This window comes from Rhodococcus sp. NPDC059969 (assembly GCF_042738325.1).
GTDB lineage: Bacteria > Actinomycetota > Actinomycetes > Mycobacteriales > Mycobacteriaceae > Rhodococcus_F.
Genome location: NZ_JBHWUF010000001.1, coordinates 700190 through 722318, shown reverse-complemented (window position 1 = coordinate 722318; position 22129 = coordinate 700190). Strand labels below are relative to the sequence as shown.

Genomic DNA, 22129 nt, shown 5'->3' with positions numbered 1-22129 from the left:
TTGTACGGGTGTATCCCGTGCGTGGCCGCCACTCTGCGGCGACCACGCACGGGCCGACTCACTTGAAGGTGTACAGATAGGGTGCAGAGTTTCCGGTCATCTTCTCTGCGGAGACGCCACCCTTGAACGCCCAGAAGCTTTCCGGGAAGGCCAGGACGCTGAACCAGGCCTGATCCGTTACGAACTCGTTGATCGACTGCACGATCTCTTTCTGCTTGTCCTCGGGGGCAACCTGCAGGTCGGCGATGAGTTGCGTGAGCTTCGGATCCTGAGTCTTGAAGACGTTCCAGATCGCGTTCGGAGCCAGTGAAGCATCAACGTCGGCTACGGAAGTGCCCGAGGGCAGTCCGAAGGGGATCACCGGGTAAACCCCCTTGAGGAACTTGTCGAGATACTGTGTCGCCGGGACGCTTTCGATATTCACATCGATACCGATCAGACCCAGCTGCTGCTTGATGATCGGGGAGAGCATGTCGGTACGTCCGGGGATCTCCGGGATCGTCAGATCGAAGCCGCCTGAGTATCCCGCCTCGTTCATGAGCTTCTTGGCGGCCTCAACGTCATAGGCCGATGCTGCAAGCAGGTCCGCTTTGTACGCGTCGCTGTTCGTGTTGAAGATCTGGTTGTTGACGACGCCGTGTCCTTGGTAGATAGCCTTGACGATCGCGTCACGGTCGAAGACCTTGTTCATGGCCTGGCGCACCCGGACATCCCGGAGCGCCGGAACTTGCTTGCCGTCGCGGTCCATGATGAACATGCCGTTCCAGTTGACGGCATTTCCCAGCAGCGTCAACCCTGCCGATTCAGCTTGGTCGGCATTCGCCGCCGAAACCGGGCCGGCATCGATCTGCCCGGATCGCAGAGCATTGAGACGCGCGGTCTCGTCTTCCATCACGCGGATGACGACGCGGTCGTACGGGTAAGCATCTGCATTCCAATAGTTCGGGTTGCGTTGGTAGACAAGCGAGGTTCCGCTGGTGCTCTCCTGGCTCACGAACGTGTACGGGCCACTTCCGACGGGATTGGTGGCGAGATCAGGCGATGCCAGTGACGCCGGGCTCGCCAGGATGCCGGGCGCCCACGTCAGGAACTGTGCAAGCAACGCGTTAGGGCGTTCTGTCGACAGTTCGACAGTTCGATCGTCGAGGGCTACCACCTGGACCCCGGCCAGGCGTACCGAGTCCGGTCCAGCGCTGTCCCGCATGTGTTCGAGTGAAGCCTTGGCAGCTGCGGCATCGACTGCAGCGCCGTCGGTAAACGTCATCCCGTCCCGCAACTTCAGGGTGAGAGCGGTGCGATCCTCGTTGTATGAGAACGATTCAGCGGCGTTCGGCTCGATAGAGCCGTCTGGTGCGTATTTGAGGAGAGTGTCGTAAACCGGCTGCCACAGGACCACGCCCGTTCCGGCGCTGACTTGCTGTACCGGATCCCAGGATCGAGGTGCCACATCCACACCCAGTGTCAGTGTTCCTCCAGTCGAGTCCTTTTCGCTGCGTCCACCACCGCAGGCTGCGACCAACATCGACGTTGCGGCAAGCACCGCAACCCCTTGAACGAGCCGCTTCAGCCTGCGCCTCGGCGCAGGCCGCCGTGGTCCGGAATCATCCGCACGGGTTCTCGACAACAATGTCCACCTCCGATTGCCCGGCGCGAACCGGAACTTTTGAAACGATCAATGTTGCCGAACAATACGTGTTCTGAGACACATTTGGCAAGATCTTGAACGAAATTCCATATTCGCCGTTCAAGCTGCATATATGGACTCCAAAAGGGCGGAAATTTCTTGACATAAGGCACTATGGAGCGTTTCAATTATCCGGAAAAGTCACTCGCTCACACATCTCTTCGGCACGATCTGCCGCCGGCACTGCGCAGGACAGGACTTCCGTTGAACCCCATAACCGTTCCACCACGCTTTCCACTGCAGTGGCGTGGCCACTGGATCTCGCACCCGAACGGCGCACAGACAGACATCGTCGTCGGTCCAATCCAGCCGCCACTACCACCGCATCCGTTTCATCGCGTGGAATTCGCCACCACAGTCGAACTGCCGACTCCAGTCACCCATGCCCCGTGCCGGGTCAGTGCAGATTCACGATACGTACTGACAGTGGGCGGTGAAGTCGTCGGACGTGGCCCTGTCAGATCACAGGCAGACCGCCTGCACTACGACGAATACGACCTCGCTGAATTCCTGGTGCCCGGACCGAACCGCATCGAACTCCTGGTCACTTACTACGGACAGCCCAATCCCTTCTGGGCACCCGCGCGTAGCGGGGCCGGCTTCGGCAATCAAGCAGTAGCGGTCTTCGAAGCCCGGATCGGTGACTTTTGGCTGGCGACCGACGAGTCCTGGACGGCACGCGAACTCGGCGAATGGAGTGCGCCGACCGATCTCGGCGCAGACGCACGACTGCCCCTAGAAGCATTCGACGCCACCGCGGCGCCACGTGAGGCCGTACCCGCACTCGTTCAGACAGTCAAGCACATGGGCGGGCTCGCCCGCTCGCAGCCACCGACGATGCCGTACGGACGCATGCTCCCCAGACCGATCGGCGCCCTCAGCGAGAAGAACGTCCACGCGAAGTCCATGTCGTCGGTCGATCAGCTCGAAATCGACGTGCTCACGGCCGGGGCCCCGATTCGGCGGATCGGTGAGATATTCGAGCGCCACCAGCAATACCGAACACAGAACTACACCCCTCGCGATGTACTGACAGTGAAACCGCATAGTCCGGTGATCATCGAAGTCGACATGGGCGAAATAGTCGCCGGTCGGGTCAACTACCTGGTCGACTCGGAACATTCGGTGACCGTGCGGGTAGCACTTCTCGAGAAGGCATTCGGCTACGAAAGCGACTCGGGCGAAGCGCACGTGGCCGGCAGTTTAATGCGGTCCGAACCGGGCAAATCGAAGTTCGAGGCGATCGAGGTGAACGGATTTCGATACGCGCTACTGCTCGTGGAATCGACAGAGTCGACACGATTCTCACTCGAGCAGTTCGACGTCGACGAATTTCTGTACGCACTCACCGGTGACCACTTCTTCACCAGCGCGGACGCACAGATCAACGAGTTGTATCGGGCCGGACGTCGCACCGTCGAGTTGAACTCTCATGACGCCTTCATCGACTGTCCGACGCGCGAGCAGCGGGCATGGGCGGGCGACGCATACGTACATGCGATCACGCATTTGACGTGTTCGGACGACTGGCGGCTGGTACGACGAAGCCTCGAACTCGGCGACTCACCCCGATCCGACGGTCTACTACCGATGGCCGCATCCGGCGATGTCGAATTCATCGACAACATCACGATTCCGGACTGGTCGCTCTATTGGATCCACGGCTTGTCCCTGTACTACCGCTACTCCGGCGACACCGCCTTCGTTCATGCTCGAATACCGAGCGTTCAACGCATTCTTCGCTGGTTCCTCGCCTACAAGATCGAGGACCGAAACCTGATCGGTCACCTGCCCGAGTGGGTACTCACCGACTGGTCGGCAGTGTTCCTCGACGGATGCAGTTCCATCGTGAACGGCTTACTCGGCCGCGCGCTGCTCGAGTTCGCCGAATTGAGCGAGGCAATCGGCAACAACGGCGATGCACGATGGGCCCGCGACGAATACGACTCGCTGCGTATCGGTTTCGAAACGTTCTGGGATGAGGAGCGCGGCGTCTACATCGACCATGTCGACGGAAAGAACGCACCGGATGCGTGTTCACAAATGGGTCAGGCTGCCGCTGTCGTCTCGGAATTTGCGCCGGCCGAACGCTATTCCGCACTGACGAAAGCACTTTCAGACGAGGATGCGACGGTATACCGCAACTGGATCGGTGGGGCCAGCGGTTACTCCAAGGAGCGACGTCTCATGCATCTGCAAGGCAGGCAGGAAATCGACTGGGACACAAGGACACAAATCACGCGAGCAGAACCGTTCGGCCAGGCGATGGTGCACGAGGCGTTAGGAAGGATGAACGCCATGGAGCCGCTTCTCACAAGCGTGCGCCATTGGAGTGAATTGCTGTGGGAGGGAAATTCGACCTTCGCAGAGTGCTGGGGATTCGGAACACCCTGCCACGGTTGGAGTTCCTCGCCGACTTCCGCACTGATAACCAATATCCTGGGGATTCGCCCAGCCGAACCCGGATACCGATCGGCAGTCGTCGCCCCTCGCTACGATCTACTGCCCGCACTCTCGGGAAGCTGCCCCACCCCGTTCGGTGCAATCCGTTTGAAGTGCACCGAGTCGACGATTACCGTGCACAGCCCGGTCCCCGTCTCCTTCCGACGGCCTGGCGGTGACGTCGAAAGACTCGCGGCCGGATCCCACGAGCTGGCGCCGTAGGTTCGGCGACTACTGCGGGGTGCTGCTGGCCGATGAGGGCAAGCAGCACCCCGCTTCTTTCGGCCGACTACCCGTCGAGCGAATTCCTTTTCTGCACACGAGCATCGCGTAGAGCGCCGCGTCGCACCTTGCCTGCGTCGTCTCGCAACGGAGTCTCACTGAACTCCACCGAGCGAGGCAACTTGTAAGGCGCCAGGCGGTCTTTCAGATGTGCGAGAAGGTCGTCCGCGCCAGTTTCGTCTGCAACCTGAACGATCGCGTGGACGACGTTGCCGAGGTCCTCGTCGGGCAGTCCGATCGCAGCGCACGTCAGCACCGCCGGGTGTTCGGCGAGCGCAGCTTCGATCTCGGCCGGGTAGACGTTGGCTCCACCCACCAAGATCATGTCGCTCGTGCGATCGGTGAGATAGAGGAACTTGTCATCGTCGAAATATCCCAGGTCGCCTAGGGATTCCCAATCGCCGTGAGTACGCGATTTCGCACCTACGTATCGATAGGTTTCAGGCGTGCCGGGCGCCCGACGCATCCACACCTCGCCGACCGTTCCACTCGGCAACTCGCGAAACTCTTCGTCCCGAATGGTCATTTCGCCAGACAGTACCGGCCCGACCGAACCCGGGTGAGTCAACCAGTTGACGCCGTCGATCATGCAGTTCGCCTGGGCTTCTGTGCCCGAATACAACTCGACGACCTTCTCCGGGCCTATCCAGTCGAGCCACCCACGTTTGACCACAGGAGGGCAGGGTGCCCCGACATGCAACACGGTTTCGAGCGTCGAAACATCGGCCGCGCTGCGGATCTCGTCGGGAAGCCGCAGCATACGGCCCATCATCGTCGGGACCACGTAGAGCCAGGTGACGCCGAATCGGTCGATCGCGTGAAGGGTACGTTCAGCGTCGAATCGATCCATCAGCACCACGTGCTGCCCTTGCAACAAAGCCATCAGCGAGAACATGTTGGGCGCATTGTGGAACATCGGCGCCGTGTTGAGCATGACCCCGCCTACCCTGAGTCGCAGAGCATCGGCACGACCGAGCACCGCTTCAGCGCTCGCTTCCTGCCCCGACACGATCAATTTCGGGCTTCCCGTACTTCCGCCTGAGGTCGGAGCTTTCCACGCCGGAGAGATCATGTCCGGCAACGGCTCAGCTGATTCGCACGACACGTCTGCGCTTGCGCTCATCCAAGCCCGTCCATCACCTGGCTCGAGTCCTACCACCAGCGACGGATTCGCGACTTCCAGTAGCCGGCTCAGCTCGTCGGCCGGCAGCCGGGCCGAGAGTGGTTGCGGAACAGCTCCGAGTTTCCATGCTGCGATGGATGATTCGATGTGACGCACACCGTTGGGCAGCGCAATGGATACCATCGAACCGGCAGTGACCCCCAGCGCTGCGAAGCGGCGTGCCAATTGATTCGTGCGGCGCTCCAGTTCACTGCGAGTGACGCTCTCGTGATCATCCGTCACAGCCAGTCGGTCCGGTGCCTCGAGTGCCAATGTCTGCAGTCGAGCAGGAAGTGATGTCGGTTCGTCGGTGCTCATGCCTCGCGCTTTCGACGGTTGCATTATTTCGCAAGTGTGGTCAGTTCCGAGCTAGGTGAATCGCGATGTTTAATCGTTTCATTCGTTTCTTCGTGACACTAGGCAGCGGCACCGGTCGAAGTCAAGGCTTGGCAGCCCCGATCGCCGGCGAGTCCTGACTCGCGCGAACGTGCGCAGGCCGTGTCGCAGAGTCGAAGCAGGTCCCAGCCCCACAATTACTTCCGATGCGCAGCAGGTGCACGTAGGATTTCCCGATACACGACCACGCAGCGGTTCGGCGTTGCTGAATCATGCAGCCGCAAGGGCCTTGTAGGCTGGCTCAGTCCAGCGGACCGAACGCAATCGTTTCAATAGGAGTCTTGGTGACAGTGCACGACGGTCGGTCGTCTTCGAACCAGGTCATCGGCATGCGCGATGTCGCTGCGGCGGCAGGCGTCTCCATGGGCACGGTCTCCAATGTCCTCAACCGTCCGGAAATGGTCAGCGCCAAAACTAGGTCCCGGGTGCAGGCAGCCATGTCCGAACTCGGCTTCGTCCGTAACGAATCTGCACGTCAGCTACGCGCGGGACACAGCAATACGCTTGCGTACGTCATGCTCGACGGCGCCAACCCCTTCTTCACCGACGTCGCCAAAGGCATCGAGGAAGCTGCCGAGGCCCATGACTTGTCGGTATTCCTCTGCAACAGCAACAACCGAGCCGAACGAGAACTGACTTACCTGAACAGGTTGGAACAACAACGAGTTCAAGGGGTACTCATCACGCCGATGGACCCGGAGGCCGCGATTCTCGACGAGTTACCCAAGCGCGGAACGCGTGTTGTCATCGTCGATCGACGTCGGGCACGCCCGACTCACTGCTCGGTGACGGTCGACGACGTCGAGGGCGGCGGCCTGGCCGTCGAGCATTTGCTCGAAATGGGCCATACCAGCATCGCATTCGTCGGCGGACCGCCTTCGATCGGACAGATCCGCGATCGGCGGGAGGGCGCACTCAATGCCGTTGCGGAAGCCGGGCTCTCACCCGATCACCTGATCGAAATCGACACCGCCGGGCTGACAGTCTCAGAGGGAATCGGGGCAGGCGAGCGCATTCTCGGCCTCAGCGCAAAGAACCGCCCGACTGCGGTGTTCTGCGCCAACGACCTGCTGGCGCTCGGATTGCTTCAGCAATGTGTCGCCCTCGGAGTTCGAGTGCCGGACGATCTGGCCATCGTCGGCTACGACGACATCGAGTTCGCGGCAGCCGCAGCGGTGCCACTCACCTCGGTACGCCAGCCACGCAAACTCTTGGGCGAGACCGCGGCCAATCTCCTCTTTCGTGAGGTCGAGGACCCCGAACACACCCATGAGCAGGTACTTTTCTCTCCCGAACTAGTCGTCCGTCGCTCGTCACGATCCACGAACTGACACGGGCTCACTACAGCCGCACCTCCGAGCGACTACTCCCTACTCAGACGCACTGGGGTTGACAGTTGTGGAGCCCATCACATAATTTGAATCGATTCAAACATTCTCGATTCAGTGGAGCGGCATGCCTACATTCAGTGAAATCTCGGAAGCGCTCGCGGACCAGTCCATCGAATTGCCTTCGTGGGCGTTCGGTAACTCCGGAACTCGATTCAAAGTGTTCGGTTCCGCCGGCGCGCCTCGGGATCCCTACGAAAAACTCGCCGACGCGGCCAAGGTTCACGAACTGACCGGACTGGCACCGTCGGTCGCTCTGCACATTCCGTGGGATCTCGTCGACGACTTCGACAAGTTGGGCACCCACGCTGCCAACCTCGGAGTGCGACTGGGAACCGTCAATACCAACACATTTCAGGATGACGACTACAAGTTCGGCAGCCTCACACATGTCGACGAACGAGTACGTGCGAAGGCAATCGCACACATGCATCAGTGCATCGACATCATGGATGTCATCGGCAGTCGCGACCTGAAGATCTGGCTACCGGACGGCACCAACTATCCCGGCCAGGGCGACCTGCGTGATCGACAGGACCGACTTGCCGATTCGCTACGCCAGGTCTACGACCGTTTGTCCGAGCATCAGCGACTTGTGCTCGAATACAAGTTCTTCGAACCCGCCTTCTACGCCACCGACGTCCCGGACTGGGGCACCTCGTACGCTCACAGCGTCGCCCTCGGCGAGCGCGCTTTCGTCTGCCTCGACACCGGACACCATGCACCTGGTACCAACATCGAATTCATTGTTGCTCAGTTACTGCGCCTCGGCCGTCTCGGCTCCTTCGATTTCAATTCGCGATTCTATGCGGACGACGACCTGATCGTCGGCGCTGCAGATCCATTTCAGTTGTTCCGCATCATGTTCGAGGTCACTCGTGGTGGTGGATACGGGCCCGACAGCGAAGTCGCATTCATGCTAGATCAGTGCCACAACGTCGAGGAAAAGATCCCCGGACAGATACGCTCGGTCCTCAACGTCCAGGAGATGACCACCCGGGCCTTACTCGTCGACCGTGCCGCCCTCACCGAGGCGGAGAAACTCGGTGACGTGCTCGGCGCACACGAGATCTTCATGGATGCCTTCTACACCGACGTCCGTTCGGACCTGGCAGATTGGCGCGTATCTCGCGGTCTTCCCGCCGAACCCATGCAGGCATACCGCGAAAGCGGATATGCAGACCACATCAACTCCACCCGGACGGGTGGAATCCAAGCCGGTTGGGGAGCCTGAATCTCGCTATGACTGAATCGACGAACACCACTGTCGCGCAACTGCTTGCCCGTTCGAACAGGCTCGGATCGGATCCGAGGAACACGAACTACGCAGGTGGAAACACCTCGGCCAAGGGCCACGTCACGGATCCCGTCACCGGCGATACTGTCGAACTCCTGTGGGTAAAAGGGTCCGGTGGAGATCTCGGTACACTGACCGAAAACGGTTTGGCAACACTCCGGTTGGACCGGATGCGGTCTCTTGTCGACGTATATCGCGGCGTCGACCACGAAGACGAGATGGTCGCCGCCTTCGACTACTGCTTGCACGGGAAGGGCGGCGCCGCTCCGTCGATCGACACCGCGATGCACGGTCTCGTCGGTGCCGCCCACGTCGATCATCTACATCCGGATTCCGGAATCGCCATTGCCACCGCCGCCGACGGGGAACAACTGACCAAGAACGTCTTCGGAGAGAAAGTCGTGTGGATTCCGTGGCGCCGACCGGGCTTTCAATTGGGCCTCGACATCGCCGAGGTACACAAGACGCATCCGGAGGCGGTAGGCACCATCCTCGGCGGTCACGGAATCACCGCGTGGGGTGCATCCAGCGATGAAGCCGAAGCCAATTCTCGGTGGATCATCGAGACCGCTCAGCGGTATCTGGACGAGAACGGATCAGCCACACCGTTCGGCGAAACGGTCGATGGTTTCACACCGCTGCCCGTCGACGAAAGGCGCGCGCGGGCCGCAGCTCTCGCCCCGCATCTGAGAAGGATCGCGTCCCGCGACCGGCCCATGGTCGGGCACTTCAGTGATGCCGACGTCGTACTCGAATTCATTGCCTCCGAAAAGCTTGCACCACTTGCAGAATTGGGAACCTCATGCCCTGATCACTTCCTGCGGACCAAGGTCAAGCCGCTCGTTCTCGAGCTCCCGACTTCGGCGACGATCGATCAGTACATCGCCCGTCTGACCGAGCTCCACGAGGCATATCGCAAGGATTATCTGGCCTACTACAACCGCCATGCGACCGCGGATACTCCTCCCGTCCGCGGAGCCGACCCGGCGATCATTCTCGTTCCCGGCGTCGGAATGTTCTCCTACGGCAAGGACAAACAAACTGCACGCGTCGCCGGTGAGTTCTACACCAACGCCGTCAACGTCATGCGGGGTGCCGAGTCCGTGTCCACCTACGCGCCTATCGACGAGAGCGAGAAGTTCCGGATCGAATACTGGGCGTTGGAAGAGGCGAAGCTTCAACGGATGCCGGCACCACGTTCGCATGCCTCCCGCATCGCGTTGGTGACAGGTGCTGCGAGTGGAATCGGACGAGCGATTGCGACTCGTCTGGCAGCCCAAGGCGCGTGCGTGGTGATCGCCGATCTCGACGGCGAGAAGGCCAGAGCTGCTGCGGAGGCTATCGGCAACACGGACGTCGCGATCGGCGTGCAGGCCGACGTCACAGACAGCGCCCAAGTCCACGCTGCCGTGGACGCTGCACTCCTGGCCTTCGGTGGCCTGGATCTACTGGTGAACAATGCCGGACTGTCGATTTCGAAACCACTTCTCGACACCACCGAGCAGGATTGGGATCTGCAGCACGACGTGATGGCCAAAGGCAGCTTCCTCGTGGCGCAGGCCGGGGCGAAGGCGATGATCGATCAGGGCCTCGGCGGCGACATCGTCTATATCTCGTCGAAGAACTCGGTGTTCGCCGGGCCGAACAACATCGCGTACAGCGCGGTCAAAGCCGATCAGGCCCACCAGGTTCGCTTGCTCGCTGCCGAGCTCGGCGAGCACGGCATCAAAGTCAATGGCATCAATCCCGACGGAGTTGTGCGTGGATCCGGAATCTTCGCCGGCGGCTGGGGCGCCAAGCGAGCTGCTGTCTACGGAGTCGACGAGGAGAAGCTGGGTGAGTTCTACGCGCAGCGAACCCTTCTCAAGCGTGAAGTCCTTCCGGAACACGTCGCCAACGCCGCCGCGATGATCACATCAGACGAGTTCAGTCACACCACCGGATTGCACATCCCGGTCGATGCCGGCGTCGCTGCCGCGTTTCTCCGGTAGACCGGTGCCGGCCAGAATCTTCGCAGCGGTCGACATAGGGGCTTCGAGTGGTCGAGTGATCGCCGGCGTGATCGACGCAGGCACTACTACACTGCACGTCGTTCATCGTTTCGCCAACGGCGCGAGCGCGGTCGACGGGCACCTACGTTGGAGCCTCACCGATCTCTACGGTGAGGTGCTCGCCGGTCTGCGTAATCTCGCTGCATCCTTTCCGAGCGTCGAGTCGATCGGAATCGACACCTGGGCTGTCGACTACGGCCTACTCGACGCGGACGGAAATTTGCTGTCCGAACCGATTTCTTACCGCGACAACCGAACTGACGCCGTGATCGATGAGGTGCACGCACGCGTCGATCCGCAGGAGATGTACACCGTCAACGGGCTGCAGTTCCTACCGTTCAACACCGTCTACCAACTTGCCGCCGAACAGCGATCGCCCGACTGGGGGCGAACAGCACACATCATGCTCATACCCGACTTGTTGGCGTACTGGCTCACCGGAGAACTTCGTACCGAATCGACGAACGCATCGACAACAGGTCTACTCGACGTGCACACCGGCCGGTGGGCAACGGAGTTGTTCGAGAACCTCGGTATTTCAGAGACGCTTTTCCCGACACTCGACGAACCAGGTTCGCAACGAGGCACGATTCGACCCGAAGTTGCTCGGTTCACCGGACTTTCACCGTCCACTGTCGTGACGACCGTCGGCTCGCACGACACTGCATCCGCAGTGGTCGCGGTTCCCACCTCCGGCACGCGTTTCGCGTACATTTCGAGCGGCACCTGGTCGTTGGCTGGTCTCGAACTCGCACGCCCGGTAGTCACCGAAGACGCACGCCGCGCTAATTTCACGAACGAACGAGGCGTGGACGGGCGAACGCGATTCCTGCGCAACGTCGGCGGGCTGTGGCTGCTTCAGGAGTCCCTACGATCGTGGGCTCGAGAGGGTAGGCAGTTGGAGCTGCACCAACTGCTCGAGGAAGCGAGAGGGGTGGGTCCGTCAACGAAACGAATCGACGTCGACGACGTGAAGTTCATCGCGCCGGGCGACATGCCTGCACGGATCAGCGACGCCGCGGGGCTGTCGACGTCGGTAACGCCGGCCGAGGTGACCCGCTGCATTCTCGACTCACTGGCAAGCGCGTACCGACGCACCGTGCACACTGCCGGAGAACTCGCCGGAGCGAAAGTCGAGACGATTGCAATCGTCGGCGGGGGCTCGCAGAATTCGCTGCTCTGCCAGCTCACCGCCGACGAATCAGGTCTCCCAGTCACTGCTGGGCCCGTCGAGGCAACGGCGCTGGGAAACATCCTGGTACAAGCTCGTTCTCGCGGAGCAGCACCGTCGTCGCTGGAGGAGATTCGTCAGACGATCGCACGCACCCACCGAATCCGACACTACGAGCCGCAATAGGTGATATCGCTGCACTGCCAGGGATATCGCGATCCTCCTTCTTCTTCGTCCAATGGTCACTGTCGGACCCCACGACTACCGTCGCAGGCGGGGTTTGAAAAGCAGGGGTTTCGGCGAGTCGTCGGTAGGGCCCCATGCGCCCCCGGACCAGAGGAGCGACGATGTCGGACAATACTTTCGATCTGGAAATCCTGAGTGCCTGGACTACTTTCGAGACTCATCTCGCTCGCTACATCTCCGTGATGGAGGACGATGACACCCTCGTAGTGGAGTCGCATTACGACAGCATGGACGAACTGGCCGACGCACCCGCGTGCATCCAGTTCTTCGCATGGAACCAGACCTCCGTGCGCTGCGAAGTTCCGTCCAACAGGTTTCTGCATCCCCTGCGGATGCTCGAACCGGAAGACCATTCAGCACTGCTCGACATGGGTTTCAACGCTCCCGACCTGTGCGAGCACGAGCCCGAGGGCAACGGTTCCATGTCCTTCTACATCGACGTCGACCGCGCTCATCCCGAGGAATTGGTGACGAAGGTGCTGCGCGTCTTCCGCGAGATGTGGAGCATTGCGCACCCGTCGTTCCTACGTGCCAGCACCAGCGGACGCGAGTCGACGCCGGCGTTCGCCACGACGCCGTCGCACGCACCCTCGGGTTCGGGCGACATGCTGCGGATCCTCGTCGACGGGGCCGTCGAACGCCTTCTCGGTCATCCGCCCAAGCGTGACGACGACGGCGACATCCCATTGGTCCGGGGTGAGCAGGTCACCTATGTGCGCGTCCTCGAAGACGACGAGTACGTGGAGGTGTTCTCGCGGGTCGTGCATTCGGTCGAGAACCTCGACAACGCTGCTGTTGTTCTTGCACAGCTCAATCGGCAGTGGCCGACCATCAAGCTCATTCTCGTCGAGCAGAGTGTGCTCGGCGTGGTCCGCGTGGACGGTGCACCCTTCGTCGCCGAGCATCTGCTGCGGGCTCTACGCTCGTTCGCCGAATTGGCCGAAGCTTCGGACGAACTCGCCGAAGAACTGGGCGGGCAACCTATCCGCGCTACCGGAGACACCGCCTTCAACGACGGTATGGCCTCCGAGCACGAAGATCCCGGTGCCGAATACGAGTCACACGAGTGCCACGAATTTCCCCCGGCCCTCATGGCGCTCCTCGAACTCGACGCGGACGGAACGGGCGAGCTCAGCGCCGAAGAAGTTGCCGTGATCTGTGAACACGACCGCGACACCATTCTCGACTACCTGCGGATCAGTCAGGAGCAGGAGACGGCGTGGCACGAGGCGTTGACCGAGTCCATCCGACGCAAGGACGACGACACCGACCTGTGTGCGGGCGAGAAGCGCGCGTGGACGCACGCGATCCGCAATCTCAGGCGCGGACTGCGCGTCGTCGTACTGCCCGCCAAGGATGCAGCGCCCACCCAACTCGGTCTCTTCGACGATCAGGCCTGAGAACCGGAAATCGGGCGCTGCTTGTCAGCCCGGTAGCGGGATGACGATGCCCGGCAGGATCTCGATCTGACGCGGCAACTGGGGAAGCTGCGGCACCTCGATCGGCGGTAGGCCGGGCACCTCGATGGGCGCTGGGGGAGCGGCCGCGCCCGTCGTGGGCGTGCCCGTCCCGTCACCCGAGGTCACGCCGGAGTTGGCGGGAACACCAGCCTGACCACCGATGGGGTCCGGCCACGGGAAGCTCTCCCAGTCGGAACCCTTCAGCGCGCCGTCCATCGTGCTCTTCCAAATATCGGCAGGCACTCCGGAGCCGTAGATCAAACCACCGTAGGAGTTGGTGATGGCCTGCGCGTCGGAAGTTCCGATCCACACCGCGGTGGACAGCGACGGCGTGTACCCGACCATCCACGCATCCTTGTTCTGGCCCGTGTCACCGAGCTGCGCGGTACCGGTCTTGGCGGCAGACGGGCGTCCACCGGCAAGCGCGTGACCGTTCGAGTACGACGCAATCGGCATCATCGCCTGCGTGACGTTGTCCGCGACGGCCGCATCGAGACGACGCTCACCGGGAGACACCGGGCGATCGAGCAGGACTTCACCTTCAGCCGTCACGACCTTCTGGATGAAGTGCGGCTGCTGGTACACGCCTGAGTTGGCGAGCGTCGCATACGCGGACGCCATGTCGATGACGCGAGACTGATACTGGCCGAGCACGATTCCGTTCTCCGGCGGACCACCCTCTTGCGTGAGCGTCGGGTAGTCGAGTCCGGGAATGTGTTCGGGTAGTCCGGCCAGGTGAGCGGCGTCGGCGATCTTCTGGGGACCGTTCTCCATCGAGAGCATCAACCGGTAGAAGCTGGTGTTCAGCGAGCGCTTGAGTGCCTCGGCAATGGTGCATCGACCGCAGGATTCGCCGCCGACGTTTCCGATCGTCACACCGTTGATCGTGAGCGGTGAACTGTCGAACCGTGCGGACAGCGGAATATCTTCCATCAACGCCGCGACCAGGCCGAAGACCTTGAACGCTGAACCGGTCTGCAACGGCGCCTGGGCGTAGTCGAATCCAGCTCCGTCGTCACCGCCGTAATAGGCGTCGACGCCACCGGTCTTGGGGTCGATCGACACAACAGCGGTCCGCAGGTCCTCCGGCTCGCCTTCGAGATTCCGCTTGACCGCGTTCAGCGCAGCTTCCTGCGCAACGGGGTCGATGGTCGTCGTGATCTGCAGACCAGCGGTGTTCAACGTCTGATCGCTGATACCGGCCTCGGCCAGTTCCTTGAGCACCTGGGTCTTGATGTGACCTTCGGGTCCGGGCGCCTGGTTCAGATCAGTCGGCCGATTGGCAGGGGCGACAACCGGGAACTGCATCGCGTCGCGATCCGTCTTGGTCAGGCTGCCCAGTTCGACCATGCCGTTGAGAACGTAGTCCCAGCGTGCTTGCAGCGCGGACAGATTGGTCTCGGGGTCCAGGAACGACGGGCTCTGGATGACGGAGGCAAGAACAGCGCCTTCCTCGACGCTCAGCTCACTGACCGGCTTGTCGAAGTACGCGTTTGACGCGGCGGCGATGCCGTACGCACCGCGGCCGAAGTAGATGGTGTTGAGATACGCGGCAAGGATGTCGTCCTTGGACCACTCGCGCGCCATCTTCGCGGAGATGACGAGCTCACGCAGCTTCCGGTCGATACTGCGCTTGTCGCCCACCAACACGTTCTTCACGTATTGCTGTGTGATCGTCGAGCCACCGCCGGCGCTTTCCTTGCCCATCACGTTGTCGCGGGCAGCGCGAGCAAATCCGGAGATCGAGAACCCGGGGTTGGTGTAGAAATTGCGATCCTCCGCCGAGAGCACCGAATCGCGGACGTGAATCGGGATGGCCGACAACGCGACCTCGGTCCGGTTTCCTTCCGCCGGCACCACTTTGCCCAGCACGGTCGTGCCGTCGGCCATGTAAATGGTGGACACCTGATTGGTCTGCATGTCAGAGGGGCGCGGGACGTCGGTCCGGCTGTACGCGACAGCAAAAACCGACGCAGGCACGATGATCATCAAGAGCACGAGAACGTAGATGGTCCGCCGGACGTACCGCCACTTCGAGCGCTGCTTCTTCGCGGGCTGGGCCGACTTGCTTGACCGGGGCGAATTAGCCGACTTGCCCGACCGATCCGACGACTGATCGCCACCCGTCGCACTCGATCTGTTCGATGGACTCACTCAACACTCCCGGTCGTGGATCCGGACTTACCGGCACCATTCCACCAGGGTGATATCTCGATCAGATAACTCCCGGCAACTGCGATACCGAAATGTCACCCTACCGGGCCGGCTACTCGCGACGTTCTGCTCGGACCGCGTTCCGATATCCGCGGAACGCCAGCCCGAGAGCGACGACGCAACCGAGCAGCACCAAAGACGGCATCACGCCGGGGTCGCCCTTGACTATCGCCACCACAGCTCCGATCAACGCCATCAGGGCGAAGACCGAGATGAAGCCGGCGATCAGCTCCATGCGCTGGGCGCGCGAAGCCCGCCTCACGTGAACCGCGCGCAGGCGCGCATCACGACTTGACGCCGCCTGCGGTCAGACCGGCGATGATGCGTCGCTGGAAGATGAGAACCATGATGACCAGCGGGACCATCACGAGGGTGCCGCCGGCCATGATCGAGGTGTACGGCGTGACGAATGGGTCCGTTCCGGAGAACTTGGCCATCGCCACGGTGACAGGTGCGGTTTTGTCACTCGAGAGTTGGAGCGAGAGCAGGTACTCGTTGACCGTTGCGATGAAGGCCAGGATCGCGGTGGTGAACAGCGCCGGCGCGGCGAGCGGCAGCATGATCAGGCGGAAGGCCTGGCCACGGGTTGCGCCGTCGATACGCGCCGCCTCTTCGAGTTCCCACGGAAGTTCGGAGAAGAACGACGTCAGCGTGTAGACCGTCAGCGGCAGCACGAACGAGATGTTCGGGATGATCAACGCTTTGTAGCTGCCGATCCAGCCGATGTCGGTGAACAACTGGAACAGCGGGGTCACGAGGGCGACGACCGGAAACATGGACGCGCCGAGGATGATTCCGGTGACGAAGTATTTGCCACGGAAATCGAAACGCGAGAGCGCGTACGCCGTGAACACGCCGATGACCAAGGCGATCAGCGTGGTCGCACCCGCGATGACGAGGCTGTTCATCAGTGCACGGGTGAAGTTCACCTTGGCGTCGGGATCGAGCGCCGCGGTGAAGTTTGAGAGCGTGAGATTGGTGGGCCACAGCGACGTCGAGAACGTGTCAGCCGGATCGCGCAACGCCGTCACGATCATCCAGTAGCAGGGAGCGAGTCCCCACACGATGATCAGTACGACGCCGATGTAGGTGCCGATCTTGCCGCGTAGTGCCTTGTTCATACCGGCTCCCCCTTCCGCTGCTTTTCCTGCGTGCTGACCGCATTGGCTCCGAGGAATCGGACCAGGATGAAGGCCACAGCGAAGATGATGAGGAACGTGATGGTGGACAGTGCCGACGCTGAATTGGCGCCGACGCGCATCTGATCGACCACCAGCACCGAGATGGTGGAGGTGGCCGGGTTGGATCCCATCATGATCGCGGGCAGGTCGTACATCCGCAGAGCGTCCATCGTGCGGAAGAGCACCGCCACCATGAGTGCTGGCTTGACCAGCGGGAGCGTGATCATGCGGAAACGCTGCCACGCCGTCGCGCCGTCGACCTTGGCGGCCTCGTAGACGTCGGCGGGAATCATCTGCAGACCCGCGAGGATCAGCAACGCCATGAACGGCGCCGTCTTCCAGACGTCAGCGACGACGATCGCGAATCGTGCCGGCCAGGGATCAGCCGTCCACAGGATGTTGGTGCCGAGAATCTTGTTGGCGATGCCGTCGTTGGCGAAGATGAAGAACCAGAGCTTCGCGGTGACGGCGGTGGGGATGGCCCAGGGAATCAGCACGGAGGCGCGGAGCAAACCGCGTCCGCGGAACGTCTTGGCCATGATCAGCGCCATCGACAGACCGATCACCGTCTCGAGCAGGACGGTGACGACGGTGAAGCCGAACGTATTTCCGATCGACTGCCAGAACTGCGATCCGAGTGTGCCGGGCGGGCAGGGAATCGAGCCGTTGGCGGTGTTGCAGGACTGGGTGATCCAGTTCTTGTAGTTGTCGAACCACGTGAACTGACCGGTGACGAACATGCCGGTCTCGGGATCGAGCTTCTTGCCGTCGCTGTGCATCGACATCCAGATCGCTCGTCCGAGCGGATACAGAATGATGACTGCGAGAACGATCAGCGACGGTGCGACGAACGCCCACACGGGAACTCGTCGACGCTTCTTCGGCTTGTCGGCCGACGCAGGCGGGGGCGAGGTCGGCGGGGGTGGAGTAGCTGCAAGGTCAGGCAGAACCTTGGTCAGGGAAATCCCTGCTGCCTCGGATGCCGACGGCTCTTCTAGCGGTTCCGGTGCACGGTGTCTCCCACCAACGCCCGAACGGTCGGGACCGGTTGAACCGGCCCCGACCGTGGGGTTGGTAGGCACAGCCGCGGAAGGATCCTGCGGTTCTGCCATTGCTTATTGCTCCTGGTAGATCAGTTACCGGCGGTTTCGATGCCGGCCTTGGTGTCCGCCAAAGCCTGCTCGACGGTCTTCTCGCCGCGAATAGCAGCGTAGGTGTTGTCGGAGATCGACTTCGACACCTGCGTGTAGTACGGCGTGACGGGACGCGGCTGAGCGGTAGCGAGTGCTTCCTTCAGGGTCGCGAAGTACGGGAACTGAGCGAGCACTGCCGGGTCGTCGTAGACAGCCGAGAGGACGGGTGCGCCGCCGACCTCGGTGAAGTACGTCTGCGACTTCTTGGTCTGCATGAACTCGAGGAAGTCACGAGCCGTTGCCGGTGCGTCCGAGTACGCGCTGATGCCGACGTTGTAGCCGCCGACCGTCGAAGCACCCGGTCCGTCGACACCCGGAAGAACGGTGTAGCCGTACTTGCCGGCAACCGAGGTCTTCTCACCGTCGACCGAGAAGCCGGACCACGTGCGCATGAAGAGTGCCTTGCCGTCGCCGAATGCGGTCTGCGACTCGCCCTCGGAGTAGGTCAGTGCTTCCTGCGGGATGGTGTTGTCGGCGAAGTTGTCGACGATCGACTGAACGCCTGCCTTCGTCTTGTCGTCGATGGCCGGGGTGAGTCCGTCCGGGCCGACCCACGGGCCGTCGAAGGCGTTGGTGATCTCGGTGGTGTTGACCGTCAGGCCCTCGTAGTTCTTGAACTGACCGATGTAGCAGGAGATGCCGGCTTCGACAGCCTTCGGGCAGTTTTCCTTGAGCTCGGCCCACGTGGTGGGAGCCTTCTCGACGAGGTCCTTGCGGTAGTACAGGAACGCGGCGTTGGTGTTCTTCGGCGCTGCGTAGAGCTTGCCGTTGTAGGTGCCCGAAGCGACGGTCGACGGCAGGAGGCCGGACTCGTCGATCGCGAGGTCACCCTCGAGCGGCAGCAGCCAACCGTTTGCGGCGAACTGGGCGGTGTTGACGACGTCGACACCGATGAGGTCGTACTCGTCGCTCTTGGCCTGCATGCGCTGGGTGATGTCGTCGACCTGTGCGTTGGCTTCCTTGGCCAGCGGCTTGAGCGTCACCTTCTCGTCCGGATGCTCGGCATTCCAGTCGGTGATGATGTTTTCGAGCGCCTCGTTCAGGGCATCCTGCCCCTCGACGATCGTGATGGGTCCGCGGCCTTCGCTCGAGGACGATCCCCCGGATGCGGCCGTCGTGCTGGTTCCGCTGTCCTTGTCCGAATCGGACGAGCAGCCCGCCAGTACCAGCATGGACGCTGCCGTCGCTGCAATTGCAGCGCGGCGCATCGCCTTCGAGTTCAGAACCATGGATTCGCTCCCCGTATGTGTATGACAAATAGACGGTCACCGAGAGCCTGCTCACGGCATGCGCCATGAGTGCCGGCTCCCGGCATCGGCCCCTACTGTGGCACGAGACACCCGTACTTGTGGGTATTACGCCGAACCTGAATCGGTCATGTGTCGTTTGACAGGTCGACCTAACCCAGGCGACGCCCGTCGGTGGTGGCAAAAATGTGCACCTTCTCGGGGTCGACGCGCAGGTTGACGCGCTCGCCCTTCTGCGGCGGATTGCGCCAGTCACCACGCGAGACGATCTGCTGCAACCGTCCGCCGATCGTGGTCCGGCCGTAGACGTAGGCGTCCGAGCCGAGCTCCTCGACGACGTCGACCTCCATCGGCAGACCTTCGGCGGCGATCTCGAGGTGCTCGGGGCGAATACCCAGGACAACCTCGGTTTCGACGACGCCGTTCATCGTCTCGCGCGGAACCGGAACGATCCCGTCACCGAATGCGACGCCGCCGTCGACGACGGGGAGGGTGAAGAGGTTCATCGCGGGCGAACCCATGAAGCCGGCGACGAAGACGTTCTTCGGCTTGTTGTAGAGCTCGCGCGGCGAGGCGCACTGCTGCAGGATTCCCTTTTCGAGGACGGCGACGCGGTCACCCATCGTCATGGCCTCGACCTGGTCGTGGGTCACGTAAACCATCGTCGTCGCGAGGCGTCGTTGCAGCTGAGCGATCTGCGTACGCGTCTGCACGCGGAGTTTCGCGTCGAGGTTCGAGAGCGGCTCGTCCATCAGGAAGACCTGCGGCTGGCGGACGATTGCGCGGCCCATCGCCACTCGCTGACGCTGGCCACCGGACAGCGCTTTGGGCTTGCGATCGAGGTACGGCTCGAGATCGAGCATCTTCGCGACCTCTTCGACGCGGGCGCGGATCTCCGTCTTGTTGGTTCCGGCGAGCTTGAGCGCAAAACCCATGTTCTCGGCCACCGACATGTGCGGGTACAGCGCGTAGTTCTGGAAGACCATCGCGATGTCGCGCTCTTTCGGCTCCTGACCGGTGACGTCTCGGTCGCCGATGAGGATGCGTCCGCTGTGGACGTCTTCGAGCCCGGCGAGCATGCGCAGGGTTGTCGACTTTCCGCAGCCGGAGGGTCCGACGAGGACGAGGAACTCGCCGTCCTCGATCTCGAGGTCGAGCTTGTCCACTGCCGGAGTGTTCGATCCGGGGAACAGGCAGGTGGTGCTCTCGAAAGTCACTGAAGCCATGACGGGGTTGATCCCTTCTACCGGCAGGAACGTGCCGGACGATCCAAGTTGAGGGTGAGCGTGTGCGCTAGCAGCATAAACGTCCGTGTCGGCGCGCGAGCGTAGTCTTTCACGGTGAGTTCGGAGAAGATGCTGACCCGCATCGGTGCGCTGCTTCGCCAAGCGGAGTCCACCGACAATCCACACGAAGGCGAAGCCTTCATGGCCGCCGCGCAGCGGTTGGCCACCAGTTCCGCCATCGACCTGGCGGTCGCGCGTGCGCACACCGCGTCCTCGGAAAAACGTGCGACGCCCACGCAACGACTCATCACCATCGGCGAACCGGGCAAGCGCGGACTGCGAACGTACGCCCAGTTGTTCATCGCGATCGCCGCTGCCAACGACGTGCAGTGCGACATCGCTCAGACGTCGGCCGTCATCTACGCCTACGGCTTCGCCGGGGACATCGACGTGTGCGAGGCCCTGTACTCGAGCCTGCTCTTCCAGATGGTGCGCGACTCCGACGCGTACGTGCGTTCCGGGGCGTACCGCGGCGAAACGTCCGTGCGGACCGTCGTCGAAACTCGTGGACGACGACGCGTCAGCACGCAGGTCCGCAAGCCGGTGGCCGGAGTGACGGCACGCCTGAACTTCCAGATGGCGTACGCGTCCCGCATCGGCGCTCGGTTGGCCGAGACGAAGCAGGAGACGGAGAAGACCGCGATCGCAGAATCTGCCACGTCGTCCTCCGAAACCGCACTCGTGCTGCGTAACAAGGAAATCGAGCTGAAGGACTACTACTCGTCCAACTCCAAAGCGCGTGGGACGTGGCGGGGCGGCGGCCGCGCAAGCGCCGGGCATTCCTCGCATGCTCGACGAGCGGGTGATCGGGCTGCGCGCTCCGCACGTCTGGGGAACCTTCCGGCGATCGGCGGGGTGCGCGGGCAGCTGGACTCGTGAGGGATACGCAGCGGAGCGCCGTCTACGAGGCAGAGACGTTGGTGCGCACCATGTTCGATCGCGCCGACCAGCGTGGACTTCGGAGCGTCGAGGTCATGGGTTCCACCATCACCTTGCCGGTCGAGCGCAAATTCGGTTCCGTGGAGTCGGTCCAGGCGTACTGCGATCAGCTACTCGGGCTGAATTGGGTACGGGAGACCTGGACTCGCGCAACCATTCCGGTGTCCGTACGGTCCCGCGGCGGCAATGCCGCCGCTCACTACTCGAACGACGTCATCGCCGTCCCGGACGACCGTGACGGCCGGTGGGCGCTACGCGAATTCGTTGTCTTGCACGAACTTGCGCACCACCTCGGCGACCCCGCCTCCGACGAGGCTTCCCACGGGCCCGAGTTCGTCGACCGCTACACGAGCCTTGTCGGCGAGATCATCGGGCCCGAGGCGGCCTTCGTTCTTCGAGCGATGTTCCTTGCCGGTGGTGTTCGAACGGACTAGATGTCAGCCCTCGGCGAACCCGGTGGTGTCCGTACCGGTCGGCTGGAATACTCGGC

The 22129-nt window shown here is 62.1% G+C and carries 16 protein-coding genes; 8 read left to right on the top strand and 8 right to left on the bottom strand.

Going from position 1 to position 22129, the window contains the following annotated elements; all coding sequences use genetic code 11:
• Positions 1-58: 58 nt before the first annotated feature.
• Positions 59-1540 (bottom strand): ABC transporter substrate-binding protein, encoded by a 1482-nt coding sequence (locus ACFWAD_RS03275; RefSeq protein ID WP_378541335.1) that lies wholly within the window; start codon positions 1538-1540, stop codon positions 59-61.
• Between the two features lie 483 nt (positions 1541-2023).
• On the opposite strand from ACFWAD_RS03275, the gene ACFWAD_RS03270 reads away from it, so the two are divergent.
• Positions 2024-4348, top strand: a complete 2325-nt coding sequence (locus ACFWAD_RS03270; RefSeq protein ID WP_378541333.1) for a hypothetical protein — start codon at positions 2024-2026, stop codon at positions 4346-4348.
• 67 nt (positions 4349-4415) lie between these two features.
• Here the strand turns inward: ACFWAD_RS03270 and ACFWAD_RS03265 are convergent, their stop codons facing one another.
• Complete coding sequence (locus ACFWAD_RS03265) at positions 4416-5888, bottom strand: AMP-binding protein (protein ID WP_378541331.1); 1473 nt, start codon at positions 5886-5888, stop codon at positions 4416-4418.
• Between the two features lie 407 nt (positions 5889-6295).
• Between ACFWAD_RS03265 and ACFWAD_RS03260 the strand changes: the two genes are divergently transcribed.
• The 5 genes from ACFWAD_RS03260 (at position 6296) to ACFWAD_RS03240 (ending at position 13519) form a co-directional block, all read left to right on the top strand.
• Positions 6296-7297 (top strand): LacI family DNA-binding transcriptional regulator, encoded by a 1002-nt coding sequence (locus ACFWAD_RS03260; protein ID WP_151531571.1) that lies wholly within the window; start codon positions 6296-6298, stop codon positions 7295-7297.
• A gap of 124 nt (positions 7298-7421) precedes the next feature.
• Positions 7422-8588, top strand: a complete 1167-nt coding sequence (rhaI, locus tag ACFWAD_RS03255; protein WP_378541329.1) for an L-rhamnose isomerase — start codon at positions 7422-7424, stop codon at positions 8586-8588.
• Between the two features lie 8 nt (positions 8589-8596).
• Positions 8597-10642: a bifunctional aldolase/short-chain dehydrogenase gene (locus ACFWAD_RS03250; RefSeq protein ID WP_378541327.1), complete on the top strand. Its 2046-nt coding sequence runs from the start codon at positions 8597-8599 to the stop codon at positions 10640-10642.
• 4 nt (positions 10643-10646) lie between these two features.
• On the top strand, positions 10647-12059 hold the full coding sequence (locus ACFWAD_RS03245) for a rhamnulokinase family protein (protein ID WP_378541325.1): 1413 nt from the start codon (positions 10647-10649) through the stop codon (positions 12057-12059).
• Positions 12060-12220: 161 nt separating this feature from the next.
• A complete protein-coding gene (locus ACFWAD_RS03240; RefSeq protein ID WP_317553928.1) occupies positions 12221-13519 on the top strand; it encodes a hypothetical protein in 1299 nt (432 codons plus the stop codon).
• A gap of 24 nt (positions 13520-13543) precedes the next feature.
• On the opposite strand, the gene ACFWAD_RS03235 is transcribed toward ACFWAD_RS03240, so the two are convergent.
• The 6 genes from ACFWAD_RS03235 to ACFWAD_RS03210 form a co-directional block, all read right to left on the bottom strand.
• Positions 13544-15733, bottom strand: a complete 2190-nt coding sequence (locus tag ACFWAD_RS03235) for a transglycosylase domain-containing protein (protein WP_378541324.1) — start codon at positions 15731-15733, stop codon at positions 13544-13546.
• Positions 15734-15845: 112 nt separating this feature from the next.
• On the bottom strand, positions 15846-16055 hold the full coding sequence (locus tag ACFWAD_RS03230; RefSeq protein WP_019746112.1) for a hypothetical protein: 210 nt from the start codon (positions 16053-16055) through the stop codon (positions 15846-15848).
• A gap of 22 nt (positions 16056-16077) precedes the next feature.
• Positions 16078-16914, bottom strand: a complete 837-nt coding sequence (locus ACFWAD_RS03225; RefSeq protein ID WP_378374740.1) for a carbohydrate ABC transporter permease — start codon at positions 16912-16914, stop codon at positions 16078-16080.
• Positions 16911-18086: a carbohydrate ABC transporter permease gene (locus ACFWAD_RS03220; protein ID WP_378449995.1), complete on the bottom strand. Its 1176-nt coding sequence runs from the start codon at positions 18084-18086 to the stop codon at positions 16911-16913. The genes ACFWAD_RS03225 and ACFWAD_RS03220 overlap by 4 nt, the downstream gene beginning before the upstream one ends.
• Before the next feature lie 20 nt (positions 18087-18106).
• Positions 18107-19396 carry an ABC transporter substrate-binding protein gene (locus ACFWAD_RS03215; protein WP_003946022.1) on the bottom strand — a complete coding sequence of 430 codons (1290 nt, stop codon included), beginning with the start codon at positions 19394-19396 and terminating at the stop codon, positions 18107-18109.
• Between the two features lie 170 nt (positions 19397-19566).
• A complete protein-coding gene (locus tag ACFWAD_RS03210; protein WP_003946073.1) occupies positions 19567-20640 on the bottom strand; it encodes an ABC transporter ATP-binding protein in 1074 nt (357 codons plus the stop codon).
• Positions 20641-20754: 114 nt separating this feature from the next.
• Here ACFWAD_RS03210 and ACFWAD_RS03205 point away from each other — a divergent pair, with 114 nt between their 5' ends.
• Both ACFWAD_RS03205 and ACFWAD_RS03200 read left to right on the top strand, forming a co-directional pair.
• Positions 20755-21579, top strand: coding sequence for a DUF2786 domain-containing protein (locus tag ACFWAD_RS03205; RefSeq protein ID WP_193594725.1), 825 nt, complete (start codon positions 20755-20757; stop codon positions 21577-21579).
• Positions 21576-22073 (top strand): TIGR04338 family metallohydrolase, encoded by a 498-nt coding sequence (locus tag ACFWAD_RS03200; protein ID WP_042450620.1) that lies wholly within the window; start codon positions 21576-21578, stop codon positions 22071-22073. The genes ACFWAD_RS03205 and ACFWAD_RS03200 overlap by 4 nt, the downstream gene beginning before the upstream one ends.
• The last annotated feature ends 56 nt before the right edge of the window (positions 22074-22129 follow it).